Origin of the sequence: Noviherbaspirillum massiliense JC206 (genome assembly GCF_000312045.1) — a bacterium.
In the GTDB taxonomy this organism is placed as follows: domain Bacteria; phylum Pseudomonadota; class Gammaproteobacteria; order Burkholderiales; family Burkholderiaceae_D; genus Noviherbaspirillum; species Noviherbaspirillum massiliense.
The window spans coordinates 424106-437859 of the sequence record NZ_HE978634.1; the positions used below are offsets into that span (position 1 = coordinate 424106).

Here is a 13754-nt window from a genome sequence, read left to right on the forward strand (position 1 = left end):
GTGCGCTGCAAGAAAACCGATTCAATAAAAGATATCCATCCAAAGACGGGCCAATCTCCCCGAGCCGGCTTTTCTTCCCGCAGCACATGGAAAGAGCCTTTCGCTATGGGACGGGACCGGCAGAGCACGTCGGTCCAGCGCTCCGCCATCCGTTGGCCGGGCCTGCCGATTCCATTGCTTGCCTTCATTTCCTTCGATGAGTGGCCGAATCAATGGAGGGCTCGGGTGGAGCTTCCTTTTCACATTCCGGTCCCGACGGTCCAAGCTTCAGTTGCGGGTTGGATCGTAGAAATGCGAACTCAGCAGCAATGCGTCCCATCAGCAAACGGGGTCGAGCCTGTCTCGAAGGCAGAATGATACGGAGCTGCGGATAGAAGGCATAGTCGGGAAAGTCTCAGACCTTCTTCATTGACTTTGGCAAGTCTTTTCTAAGCCGTATCGATATAAATCAATGCCAGTCGAATTCCCGAATCAATAGTCGGATTTGGCAGTTCCGAAGGGGCTCTCCTGTCCGGGTGCGTTGCCGAAAGTTGCCTTGCCCTAGTGGAAGGGATGCGTCCTGCGCCCTCTAACGCAGCACTTGCGGCGCGGGCAGTGCAGTCGTGGCGGCCACCTCAACCTTGGCTGCCTCCTTGCGACGCAATGCGTACCGATTGAGTCCAGCCATGTGGATGCGGCACAGGTAATCCTGCCAGTCGATCAGGCGCGCATCCACCGGGAACAGGGTGCTGTCCTGCGCCCGGAAGCGCCGCGCCAGTTCAAGCAGCTTCGCATTATGGAAGCGATAGCGCGGCAGGGTATAAAAGGAGAAGGTGATCGCCAGGGTTTGTGTGGTGCGCAGTGCTTCCAGTGATTTCGCTTCGCCGGTTACGCCGAGCAGCTTGCGCATGCCGAGCCAGAAGCCGACTCCAGCACGCATGGCGCCGAGCAGCAGCCGGAAGGTGCCGTGATCCACTACGCGGAAGTCGCGCTTGGGCTGGGTGTAGAACAGCTTGTCGTAGGCTTGCCAGTTGCGTTTTGCTTCATCCTGCAGCAGGCGGATTACCTCGCCCACCTGGATTGGATTTCCGGAGCCGCTGCAGCATTGATAAATACGATGTCTGTCCGGTTCCGCAAGGGCCTCGGCAGTTGCGAGCAGGATGCCGTTGGCCACCAGGTCAGCCGGGATGATGTCGATGATTTCGTCGACCTTGGCCGGGAAAAAGCTGGTTTTCCCACGGGCATAGGCAAGGATGATGGCATCGGCCACCTTGACGCCTTCGATCCAGCCCGGCGCCGGTTCCTGCAACGTGCTTTCAATGATGGACGGGCGGACGATGGTGAGCGGTCGCCCGTGCATGCCGCGCATGGCGAGCTGCTCGCCCATCCACTTGGTGAAGGTATAGGTATCGTTCCAGCCATAGCGGTTCGCCTCGCGGATGCCGAGTTCGGTCAGACGACGTTCGCGCAGCTTGGGATCGCTGGCATGGGCCTTCACCTGGTCGATCTTCTGCTGCAGGCGCGCGATCAGCGGCTCGACATCGTAGTAGCCGTCGCGATGACGTGGAATCGCCGAACTCGTTGGCTGCACGATCTCCTCGCGCATCTCGCCGCGGTTGTAGCCGTTGACGTAGCAGGTGGAGACCTGGATGAGCGGTGCATTTGCGGCGCGGGTGAGCGCAGTGAGATGCTGCAGGCTCAGGGCATTGATTGCCAGAGCCTGGTCCAGCGGCTCGCGGAAATTCACGCTGGCCGCGGCATTGATCACCACATCGACCCGGGAGGCGAGTTCGACGAACTGGGCGGCCGGAAGACCGAAGCCGGGCTCGGTGACTTCTCCGGCCAGGCATTCGATCTTCTCGGTGAACACATGCGCCAGGAAATCCGGCTGCTCCGCACGCAGCTTGTCAAAAACCGAGGAGGTGGCGACTTCCCGCTCGAATCGCTCCCGCACGCTCATGCCATCCCGGCCCGGGCGAATCAGGAGAATCAGCCGGCCGACATCCGGGACGGTCCTGATCAGCTTTTCCAGCACCACCTTTGCCAGAAAGCCGGTGGTTCCCGTCAGCAGAACGCGCTTTCCGGACAGTTCCGTCTGCACGCTCAGGTATTCGGCTGCTTGTTTCATCTTGTCTTCTCCCGCAAGGAAGTGCTGCTCGAATGCATTGCCCGACGACCTGCCTTCAGATGATGCGGGTCAGGCGGAACATGGCTGTCATCGCGAGAGCCGGTATGGCATTGCGGTGGCAGCAGTAAGTCTTCTCGACGACGCCCTGGAAGCGCGACTTGGCGAATTCCAGTCCCTTGAAGTTGTACAGAAAGTCCATGCGTTCGCGGATGACCGCCATCATGGTGCGCAGCAGGCGCGACTCTTGCGGCTCGACGCCATTCGCCAGCATCAGCGGCACCAGCCCGAGGTCGATGTATTCCACGCCTTCGGCCTTGAACACTTCCATCGCATGCGCCATCAGGGCATACCACAAGCCCTGGCGGAAGTTGGCGGACGAGCGCGAGATATTCGGCACATAGCTGACCAGCTTGCCATTCTGGTAGATCGGATCGAAGAAGATGAAGCCGACGGCTTCGCCATTGAGGTAGGCATAGAAATAGCGCGTGCCTTCCCGGTAATCGATGAGCATTGGCCGGATCAGGAAGCGGATCTCATTGTTCTTGCAGCGGCGCGTCTGGATCCAGGCTTGCGAAATCTTCTTGACGTCATGGTCGAAGCCGCTTTCCCGGATTTCGATGCCCTGGTTGCGCGCCTGGTTGACGGCAGTGCGGATGATCTGCTTCTTTGAGCCGCGCAGCGACCAGGTGGCGAGGTCGATTTTCGATTCGCTGCCGAACTGGGTGCCGTAATAGCCGTGCTTGTGGTGGAGATGGTCGACCACTGCCTTGCTGACCTGGACGAACAGCGCGCCCGGGTATTCGGCAAGAAAGCGGTCGAGCATCAGCTCGCGGTGGCGGGGATGGCAGACCGGATCGGCCAGCACGAAGCGCATGCCCCAATGCTTCGCATAGGCCACGTAGCCGATTCCCGGGATATCGAAATACGACATGTCCGGCTGCATCGTCGAGAAGGCCATGGAATGCGAGCCGAACTGCTTGAGGCAGGCGATCCGGCGCGCCGTTTCAATCTGGGTAGCGCCGGAACCGAGGACGCCATCCAGCGCAAAAGCGTGTTCACTCAAGTCAACCTCCATGTGTGGTGTAAGGCGGGAACAGCAATTGCGTCAGACGGGTTTTCTTCCGAGCACGGACCAGTAGCAGTTCAGCAGGAACAGCTGGTAGTACTTCTGGTCGTGAATATGCAAGCCGAGCTTCTTCATCGATTCCGGATAGTTGTAGATCTTGTGGACGGCGTTGCCCGCAAAGGCCCAGAAGAACAGGACCGCGCCATACCAATAGGCGACCTTGAAGGCTCGGCTGAGAAGATTCCCGGTGGGATAGGAAAAGTCACCGACGACCACATGTGCGCCGGGCTTGCCGAGCTTGATGAGATGCTCCAGCACGCGCACCATCATGGCTTCATCGAACACGTTGAGGAAGAAGTTCGCGACAACCATGTCGTACTGCTCGTATTCCTCCACCTTCATGATGTCGCTATGCACCTGGCGAATCTTGATGGTGATCCCTTCCTTATCCAGATTGGCCTGGAATTTCTTCAGCATGGTTTCGGAAAGATCGACCACCGTGACCTTGGCGCCGAGCTTGGCTGCATGCACCGCATCCTTGCCATGGCCAACGCCAGCAAACAGCACCTTGTCGCCCGGCTTGAGGCGGTCGAGCATGGCCACCTTGCAGCGATGAATCGATTTGCCGCTGTAGACGGCGCTCAGCCAATCGTAGATCGGGCCTACCAGCTTGTACTTGTCTTTCATTGCTTGTCCCCTTAGTTTTTCCACGCTCATGCTTGTCGCAGCCATCCGCAAACAAGACACCAGCGGGCCCCCTTGATATGAAGGCAACCACAAATTCCGAGAGAGCTTTTCAGAAGCTTCTTGTATGCCACTCATCCCTGCAGCGCGGCTCTTGGCGGCCTTGAATGCAGGATGAAGCCTTGCCGTACTACGCCGCGGTAAGTCGCATCAAAGCGCCGCGCGACGGGGATGGTTAGATTAGCCAATATCGAATTCGGGAATTGCCTTCGCTCTTGGCTTGGGAGTGCCAAATTTGTGACCTTGAAAGTCAAGTCGGAAGATTGTTCCCATGTGGAATTTTTATGCTCGCAAACGTTTCCGAATTGAAAGAGTCGGCTTGCGTGCTGCGGTGTTAATGTTTGATTTTCCGCAAGACAGTGATGCGGGAAAATAATTGAAGGAAGGGGTTGAACAAAGGGAGGGAAACGTTACGCTATTACGCGATTTCCCGCTACTGCATCGCAGGTGTTACATGTAGGACTCTGGAATTCCAGCGACCCTCTGATTCAACCAAAGTGTGCAGTCGGCACGGTGCGCGAATGGTCATATTGAAAGAAGATGCGGCTGCAGGGTAGTCCATTTCTTCCAGTCCCATCTCGCCGCCAAGCAAGCTGATGAGCTCAGGCCAAGTCAGGCTTGTGCGTCCTATGAATACGTCGAAGACCACATTTACTTTTTAAAGATACAAGCTTGCCATCTCCGGATAAGAATCCAGCATGACCGCATGCCGAAGGAGATTCTGCAAGACATATAGAAGCTGTCTTGCGCGGGAAAAACTGCTGAAGAGCAGCTTGGAATATGGCGCGGCTGGCGGGGATCGAACCCACGACCCTTGGCTTCGGAGGCCACGAAAAACCACGTTTCTCGGCGTTGACCAGCATCCCCACCAAGCTTAATTTCATATAAAAATCAATAACTTACGCAAAACCCGCTTTTCCTTGTGTTGACTGACATTGCCTGATATCCTCGCAAAAGGAGTACACAGCGGGTACACGGAGTCACGGGAAAGGTTCACATGGCAAAGGTCAGGTTCACGGCAGGACGGGTGCGCGACTTCCAGTGCGCGCCCGGCAACCGCCCCGCGTTCTTGTGGGATGCCGGCGCGCCCGGGCTGGGATTGCGCGCCACGCCGGGGGGCAGCAAGGCCTACATCTTCCAGGCGAAGCTGCGCGGCAACGTCATTCGGCTTACCATCGGCGACCCTGCCACCTGGGACATCGCGGCGGCGCAGGCCGAGGCCACGCGCCTGCGCATGATGATCGACAACGGGCAGGACCCTCGCCAAGTCAGGGCGGACGCACTGGCCGCCGAGCAAGCCACGCGCGAGGCGCGGCAGGCTGCCGAAGCTGCCGCGCAAGCCGAGCGGGCGCGCCTAGCGCAGCTGGAAATGCTCGAGAACAGGAAGCGCGCGCTCCTGGCCCGTGTCGCCTGGGACGCCTACCTGGCCGCGCGGCGCGGCAAGTGGGGCCAACAGCACTACGTTGACCACGTGATAGCTGCCAGTGAAGGCGGCACCCGGGCGAAGATCGGCGACCGGCAGACCAAGGCGGGCCCGCTCGCCACCCTGCTCGACCGGCCGCTGCATGCGATCACGGCACCTGTCGTGCGCGAGTGGCTGGCCGCCGAGTGCCAGCTACGACCGACCTTCGCCCATAACGCCTACCGGAAGTTCCGGACCTTCATCCAGTGGTGCACCCGGCAACCGTCCTACCAGGACATCGTCCACGTAGACTGCTGCGTGACCGAGGAAGTCAAGGACGTCGTCCCCACCAAGAAGACGAAGGACGGGGACTGCCTGCAGCGCGAGCAACTGCCGGCCTGGTTCAGCGCCGTGCGGCGCCTGTCCAACCCCGTAATCAGCGCTTACCTGCAGGGCTTGCTGATTACCGGGGCACGGCGGGAAGAACTGGCGCAGTTGCGCTGGACCGACGTCGACTTCCAGTGGCGCAGCCTGACAATCCACGACAAGGTCGAGGGGATGCGCACGATCCCGCTCACGCCCTACCTGGCCACCCTGCTGGACGCTCTGCCCCGCCGCAACGAGTGGGTATTCAGCAGCCCGACCGCCAGCACCGGCCGGCTGGCCGAGCCGCGCATTGCGCATACGAAGGCCCTGGCCGAAGCAGGACTGCCGCACGTGTCGCTGCATGGCTTGCGCCGCTCGTTCGGCACGCTCTGCGAGTGGATCGAGATGCCCAGCGGCGTGTCAGCCCAGATCATGGGCCACAAGCCGAGCGCGTTGGCCGAGAAGCACTACCGCCGCCGGCCGCTCGACCTGCTGCGCATGTGGCACGACAAGATCGAGGCATGGATGCTTCAGCAGGCGGGCATTGCATTTTGGGTCGACGGCACCTTGCAATCATTAAAAGGTTAGGACTTGAGCTATAACCCCTACACAGAGCCTTGCAAGGCTCTGCTCAAGAAGATAGAAGGCATTGACCTAGTACGGCGTACACGGGTTAACAAGCTCGACCAACACGACCAGTTCGACCTGGACGCGACGCATTCGGCAGTGTCCAACGCCTACTGCATAAAGCAATGCTTCGTTCAGGACTGGCTGCTGATTCTGGCCTGCACGCCACCATGCTCCGGAAACAGCGCTGGCGTAAAGTCCAAGCACAGTTCTCCCGGCATGGAAACCGGGATCCGGACGATTGCGCCGGCTGGACTCCCTGACCATGAAACCGCGTTTGCAATGACGATTCACAAATCTCAAGAATCGGAATTTGACCGCGTTATGCTCATCTTGCCCGACAAGCCCAGTCGTATTGTCACGCGCGAGCAGCTTTATACCGGCATTACCCGTACGCGCAAGCACCTCCGGATCGTCGCCTCAAATGCAGTACTTACCCAAGCGATCACCTGTGCGACTAAACGGCACTCCGGATTAATCGACCGTCTCAGGGAGATGGGCGATGTCGCAACGTCCCATCATTAACTTCCTTTCTCATGCCATATTTCTTTACGCTTCTTGATGAAAGCCTGCGTCCCCGGGGTAGTCGCGATCCCCTTGGCGCAGAGCTGATCTGGTCCGGCGCAGGCCGTGAATTGGTCGGCAACCTGACTACCGTCACTGCGCACCTGGACAACTTTGTTTTTGCGTTACTTGGTCTTCATTTGGCCAGCGATGATAGAAGCGCTCCGGAATGGCGCCACTTTCAGCGGTTTGAGCAAGTTACCGGGCATGTGCGCGTTCGTCTCGGCAAACCAGACGGCGTACTTGGGCGTCGCCGAATCCAAGAGCGCGTGTCGACCGATTCGATTGATCTTGGGCCCAGAGCGAAAATCCTTGAGAACCAACGTCAGGCAGGAATGTGGGGCTTGTATTCAAGTGCGCTGACGGTAACAGGATTGATCAAAGAAGACCGGAGTCTGACTGCGGCAGGTAGACGTCTCGCCGAGCAATTCCTGGCGAAAGGCACCGATCTCGCGTGGTTAAGCCGTTTATGGACGGCGCAAAGCATTGCAGGCAATGATCTAGAAGCAATTACACATTTTGTTCGCCAAATGCTAAGCAGCCATAAGGCGCGTCGCGAACTCGCGAATCAATTGCTTACCGGCGGAGAGAAGGCGCCGTTATGGCAAAAAGAAGTCTATGACCAGGCTCGGCAGTTTTTACAAAGCACGCCTGCCGGCGCCGGGGCAAGGCAATTCCTTATCCATCTTAAAAATCATTCAAGCGTAGTGGGAGAGTTCGCATCGCGCGTGGAAAAACTGGATAACGCATTGATCCTGGCGGACGTGATTTTTTCTATGTTGCTTGGCAAGCATGGGGTCGGTGAAGAGAAAATATTTCAGGCAATGGAAGGTTTACTCGACTGGCCGCAGCGCACAGAAATGCGCGTTCCACACTTCCCTGAAGTCCACAATAAAGAATTGCACACCCGCCTCGGCCGGCTTCGGGAGTTTGTCATGGCGTTTGCAGCGGGCGATCTTGCCAAGGCAACCGGATTACTCCTCAATCATCATGAAAAGGTGGCGATCCAGCGTGGCGGCGTAGCCTGGTGCTTCTGGGAGAACGGAAAACTCAAGGTGGTGACCAGCGAGCATGCGAAACCTTTGCCTGGCAAACAAGACCTGGAGCAACGATTCGGGGACTGGGCAGCTAAACGGACCAATGGGTTTTTCCTGACGTCTTTTCTGGCGGTATTGGCGCAATCAGGCATAACAAAACAGATCGCTGCACAAACTAACCCGGAGGCCGTAACATGACTCACCCGCGATGGGAAACACTGGCCGACGGACTGGCCAAGCAACTCGAAGGACAGGAAGTCACGCATGCGGTGTTCACTACCTACGCGTTCGAGCCCGAATTCTTCGAGTCCAGTATTTTCCCGCTACTCCTGGCAGAAAAGGCAGAAGGATTGTCGCTGCATTCTGCCATCCGGCGCTTGCAACTCGAGCAGATACTACGTGACGCACCCATTCCAACGGACGTCTATTTTGACGCTACCGTAGCTGTACCAGGGGTGCCGTGGTTACCGTACTCCTTGCACCCGGTTCGCCTCCAGGGCGAGTTCCACGGCAAGATTATCCTGCTGCGACTGAGGGAAGAAAAAAGCAGCAAAATCCGCTGGCTGCTTGGCGCAGGTTCAGCCAATTTAACCAAGGCCGGGTGGTGGGAAAACATCGAGGTCTGGCATTTCGCCCCCTTATTTGATCCGGGCTCGATCCCGCACGGAATCGAGCCCGGCTTAAGATCTCTGCTGAACTTCTTATCCAAAAGTCAGGCCAGGTTCAACAACGCTGCACGACAAGTCTCTGCAGTCCAATTCATGACCAAAGAAATTGCCAAGGCAAGCACTAGGCGGCGCCTTACTGGTGAAGCTAAATTCGGCGTATTCCTGCCCGGCGGCGAGCGGTTCCCTACCTGGATTCATTCGCAGTCGCCGGCGCATAACGAAACGACTGCGGAGGTCGTCTCCCCGTATTTCGCCGACAATGACCACGCCCGGCTGATCGATGAAACACAGTCGGCCTTGGGCACCTCCCAATTGCAAGTCTGGCTTCCCCATGATCCCTGGGAAGCAGGAAACGCTGTCTTGATGCGAGAGGACCAGTATCACGGAATTGAAAAAGGTGCCACATGGTGTCAGTTTTCAGAGGCGACTCTGGCCGCCAAAAGAAAGCCTTCCGAGGTACCGCGTTTTTTGCATGCCAAAGTGTTTCGCGTGCCCGGCGTATTTAGCTTTATCGGCTCGGTCAACTTTAGCTTCAAAGCGTTTTATCAGAACTATGAGGCTGGATTTTTAGTCAAGGATACCACTCCCTCATGGCTTGAACCTACGACGCTAAGGCCTGGCCAATTCATAGCGCCGCCGGACGCTGCGCTGCAACGCGAAGAAGCGACTTCTCTTGGCATCATTGGCCTTTTCGACTGGAAAACTTGTTCCCTTACGATTCAGTTTTCCAAAGCAGCGCTGAAACAATACGCGGGTCAGCGGGTTGCCATCCTCGATTCCAATGGTCAAAAAGCGACCGGGGCGACGATCCCCGAAGAGGGCAATCTGGATTTTTCCTTCAAGTGCCAGGAGCCGCTTTGCGAAGCCCTACGCCATTGCACCTGGATTACTCTTTCCTTCCCCGATGCTTCGTCTCTGGTTTGGGTACAGCAGATCGGCTTGGAATACCGTCCTCCGCCAGCCGAGCTCCGGCCCGATGCCTGGCGCATCCTCGATTTCTGGCGCAGCCTCATCGGTGGAAAACCCGGCTCGCATCCTGACGTATTTCACAACCTCGAATTTCAGCTGACAAAAGATGGAGACCGCGGCGAAGAGATACTGGCCGGATCGCTTTCCAAGGATGTCTTTACCAGCATGGCTGTGGCGCATGGAAGTTTCCATGCCCTCAGGGAAGCGCTGGCCCGTCTCAAACGAGAAGAGAACTTGCCACGCCGGCTGTATTACTTTGCCGCTGACCGCCCCGATACGCTCCATAGCCTCATTAGTCGTCTGCAGGAATACTCGATAGCCGCGGATGCCACTACCAACTCTGAAATTGATCCGGTTGATGCCTGGACCATGCTCAACTGGGTGCGGCAGTTATGCCTGGAGCATGCCGATCTTCCGGAAGCGAAAAAAATATTAAGGCAGGCGAAGCATGTAATGGACACGCTTGAATCCAGAGATCCCTTGGCTTCCGTCGAAAAAGAATGGCTAGCCTGGACGGCCGCCATGTTCATCTGCAAGCCCGGCAAAGAAAGCCTGACGACAAAACGTCTGTTAAATAAGACTATCCAATAATGTCACACGCATTCCCTAAACAACGATATTGGTCGAAAGAAGCTGCCGCAACTTTGCTTAATATGGCAGGAGACATCGAAGGCTTTGCAGAATTAGGGCAAAAGCAACTGGAAGCGGCAGTCGCACTTCAGCATATGCTCCTGGAGCATGGCGTAGCGTACCTGGCGGACGAAGTCGGCATGGGAAAAACCTATGTCGCTCTTGCCGTGGTGGCCATGATGCGCCATGTTCAACCGGACTTTAAAGTGTTGTACCTGGTCCCGTCGAAAAATGTCCAGAGCAAATGGCGCGATCGCGAGCTGCCTGCCTTTATTCGTGACAATATCCGAATTGACGGCCCGGCAAAGCGGTCAGGCAGCGCTGATCCCGCCAGTGCAGTTGCCTGCTCCAATGTCGAAGAGTGGGTTCACACCGCGCGGACGCAGCGCCATGTACGCGACACCTTTTTGCGCTTCTCGGCGCTGAGCTTTGAGCTAAGCGAAGACCAAGACAAGCAGCGCCAACGTGTGGCCAAGCTCGCTGAGATTGCAGGCATCGATATCAACCTGGGAAACACCACGAAAAAAGGCCGCTTCAAAGCCCGGGCAGCGGAAATCGTCAATGCCGTGCTTCCGCGCTACGACCTAATCGTCGTGGATGAAGCGCACCTCCTCAAAGACGGCACCGGATTAAACGCATCCGATCGCGCCCAATTCATGGCCCGCTCGCTTGGCGCGCTTGGAACAGGCGGCCGCAGGCGATTTCGGGGCGCCCTACTGCTTTCAGGCACGCCATTCGATCGCGACCTGAAGCAGTTCTCGCGACAGCTACAAGTATTTGCGCTTTCCGATAACCGCAACGCGCCATACAGGCAAATTGAAGATTTGGCGGACCAACGGCGCCAGGGAATGAAATGGCACGATATCCACAAAGGGTTGGCACCGTTCCTGGTTCGGCGGGTGCAAAAAATGTTAATCGGCGGGACACTCCTTAGCCGCAACCAATATCGCCGCGAACACCGTGAGACAGCGGCAATTTCTTTGCTCAAGTCCGCATCCGATCCCAAAGCCGCCAAGCAACGGCTCTTTACCGCCCTGGTGCAGAAACGCTTAATTGACTATCTCGGCAACGAGTGCGCCGGCCGTTTTCCCCAGGCCATGTTTGCTTCCTGGGAGGCTTATACGCCCCCTCAACATGCGTCTTCGAATGCTGAAACGAAAGCCGCAACGGACGAAGCCATGGACACGGACCATAAAGGGGTGCCGGCAAAAGAGACAAAAGCCATCGACAGCGCCTGGATCCAAACCCTGGTTGGTTGTCACAAAGATCGGTTCGACGGCGACTTACCCCCTCATCCTAAGCTCGAAAACGAAGCACTCAGGCTGGGAATGGACACGTTTTCAAAAGGCCATAAGCAGTTGGTGTTCGTCAGGCGACTGGCCAGCCTGGGCGATCTGTATTGGCGGATAAACCGCGAATACAACCGCCACCTTGCAACGTATCTTGAACAAGAAGGCGTGCTGACGGCAAAAAACTGGCACGAGGCAACGAAAAACTTTCTGAAGGGCGAACGAGAGCCCCATGCCACTCCGCCACCACCCCAGAAAAGCCCGGGCGAAGAACAGCATGCCCTAGACCAGGAAGAACTCGAAGCCACGAAGGATACCCTATTTAGCTGGTTTTTCAGAGGAAAGCTCGATGCTGCTGGCGTCCGGTTTGCCGACCGCCATAAATTGCCTCCGCCTTCGATCCTGCGAACCAGGCTGCGCACGCCGGAAGACTGGGAGTGCATGATTGGCGAATTAGACTGGCGAGGGTATTTGCTGCGACGCGTTGGCCTCGAGGTCGATATCGGCTTCGACGCTCTGGCCCGTGAAGCCTCTGCCATTAAGGGCCCTGACGATCGGGTTGACCGCTACCGCCGCCTGCAATATGCATTTTTGAAGCTGGCAAGTGAACAGTGCCAGGGTGCGCAAGCCAATGCATTAGCGTGCATCGCAACGTATTACCGCGACCATGTGATCGGAAAAACAGGCGCTCATTCTGCTGAAATGAAGGTCGGCACGGCCAAAGAGTTGCTTGAATGCCCAACGATTGCATTGTCGCTCGCGCTAGACGAAAAAGGCCGGGAGGCGATCTCCGACTGGGACGAGACCTGGAACGCGGTAATGGACATCGATAATCCGAAACGGTTGCGCCAGCTCCAGTCGCTGGATCTGCATGTCGAAGTACTCTTTTCTCTTTTACGGCTTGATCATCCATTTATCGATCTCTATATTGGCTGGCTCCCATTGGCAGGCGAGCATGGCACGCAAAAGGTGGCCGCTGCCTTAGTCCAACGAATCACCAGCCTTTTTCGGACCAGCATGTATGGGTTTGGAACGGTAAGGATTCTCCTGAATCTCGCCAGTGGTTGGCCCCAGGTGTTAAAAACCAATTTTGCAAACTTGATAAATAGTGATAAGCCGGCACAGCGCTTAGCGTGGCGCCAGCAGATTCAGCAACTCGTTGGAACCGAAGGGCCCGTCGAATGGGCCAGTGGCGACAAATCGGCCAGCCGCAATGCCGTGGCGCGCCGGTTCCGCATGCCAGGCTACCCAATGGTTCTGATTGCGACGAGCGTGCTGCAGGAGGGGGAGGACCTGCATGTATTTTGTGACCGCGTAACGCACTTTGGTATTACGGGCAGCCCCATAGGCATTGAACAAAAGAATGGCCGAGTCGATCGGATCGGGGCGCTCGCGCAGCGCAATCTGATGACAAATCCTTCCGTGGAGGACGCCGGGATCCAGATCTGGTTTCCCCATTTAGCAGAGAGCCTGGAGTGGTACCAGATCCGCGAGCTCTGCGCACGGCTAAATGAATATCTGCATTCCATGCACACCGTAATGCCCGCTGCGCGCGCTGGAAGCGATCAGCTTCTTAACGACGTCATTGCCAGCGGCTCGCCCATCCCGGCGCAATTAGACGAAACACTTCATTCGCCTTTCGAACCACTGATACAGGAAAAAGAAGGCGCGATAACCAGCAACGAACTGGCAGCATGGGGCGAAGAAACCAAACTACAACCTAACGCCATCTCAGGAGCAGGCAGTGCAATCGCCTGCTTAAACAATGCGTCGTCCCTGGTTTCTCATCTTGATGGAACGCCACGAATTTCCAGTATCTTGCACGCCCATTCTTTGCAACTTCGGCAAACCAAGTCCGGGAAATCAATCGCCGTTATTAACAATGAACCTGCTTTTAAAAAGCGGTTCAAGACGGACCGGATGGCAAAGTTAATCAATAACGAGCTCTATATCACGCTCCCTGCTCTTCATAAGGTGGCTCATCATCTTATAAACCAAGTACAGCAACCGCTGCTGACGATTACCTCATCAAACAGCAATCGGCTTGGCATGGAATATCCGGGCTTTGATACCACAAATTGTTCCGAGGAACAGTTAATCTACTTAGTTAAGGAACTGATGTCGGCGGCGAACCAGGCCAATTGATCCGGGCCGCGACAAGAATCCGCGCTACCAAAACCGTGGATTCTTGTCACTCTGGGAACGATGCGTCGTCGCAGCAAACGGCAGCGTTTTGGCGCCAAGCCACCGCTTCGCTTGCTGATGACGTACCTTGGCGGACCACT

General features: G+C 56.8%; 8 protein-coding genes. 5 read left to right on the forward strand and 3 right to left on the reverse strand.

Annotated elements, in window-relative coordinates; all coding sequences use genetic code 11:
* Positions 1-568: 568 nt before the first annotated feature.
* From HGHM_RS02170 to HGHM_RS02180, 3 genes are read right to left on the reverse strand one after another with little or no spacing between them, the layout of a single operon-like run.
* Positions 569-2107, reverse strand: a complete 1539-nt coding sequence (locus HGHM_RS02170) for a fatty acyl-CoA reductase (RefSeq protein WP_019139862.1) — start codon at positions 2105-2107, stop codon at positions 569-571.
* A gap of 55 nt (positions 2108-2162) precedes the next feature.
* Entirely contained in the window at positions 2163-3170 is a 1008-nt protein-coding gene (locus tag HGHM_RS02175) for a DUF2156 domain-containing protein (protein WP_026075626.1), read from the reverse strand.
* A gap of 42 nt (positions 3171-3212) precedes the next feature.
* Positions 3213-3860, reverse strand: coding sequence for a class I SAM-dependent methyltransferase (locus HGHM_RS02180; protein WP_019139864.1), 648 nt, complete (start codon positions 3858-3860; stop codon positions 3213-3215).
* 1054 nt (positions 3861-4914) lie between these two features.
* Between HGHM_RS02180 and HGHM_RS02190 the strand changes: the two genes are divergently transcribed.
* Genes HGHM_RS02190 through HGHM_RS02215 form a run of 5 tightly spaced genes read left to right on the forward strand, consistent with a single transcriptional unit; the run spans position 4915 to position 13614 of the window.
* Complete coding sequence (locus HGHM_RS02190) at positions 4915-6273, forward strand: tyrosine-type recombinase/integrase (protein WP_019139865.1); 1359 nt, start codon at positions 4915-4917, stop codon at positions 6271-6273.
* 3 nt (positions 6274-6276) lie between these two features.
* A complete protein-coding gene (locus tag HGHM_RS02195; RefSeq protein WP_019139866.1) occupies positions 6277-6837 on the forward strand; it encodes an ATP-binding domain-containing protein in 561 nt (186 codons plus the stop codon).
* 11 nt (positions 6838-6848) lie between these two features.
* Positions 6849-8111: a hypothetical protein gene (locus HGHM_RS02205; protein ID WP_148415298.1), complete on the forward strand. Its 1263-nt coding sequence runs from the start codon at positions 6849-6851 to the stop codon at positions 8109-8111.
* A complete protein-coding gene (locus tag HGHM_RS02210) occupies positions 8108-10141 on the forward strand; it encodes a phospholipase D-like domain-containing protein (RefSeq protein ID WP_019139869.1) in 2034 nt (677 codons plus the stop codon). The genes HGHM_RS02205 and HGHM_RS02210 overlap by 4 nt, the downstream gene beginning before the upstream one ends.
* Complete coding sequence (locus HGHM_RS02215) at positions 10141-13614, forward strand: DEAD/DEAH box helicase family protein (protein ID WP_019139870.1); 3474 nt, start codon at positions 10141-10143, stop codon at positions 13612-13614. The genes HGHM_RS02210 and HGHM_RS02215 overlap by 1 nt, the downstream gene beginning before the upstream one ends.
* The last annotated feature ends 140 nt before the right edge of the window (positions 13615-13754 follow it).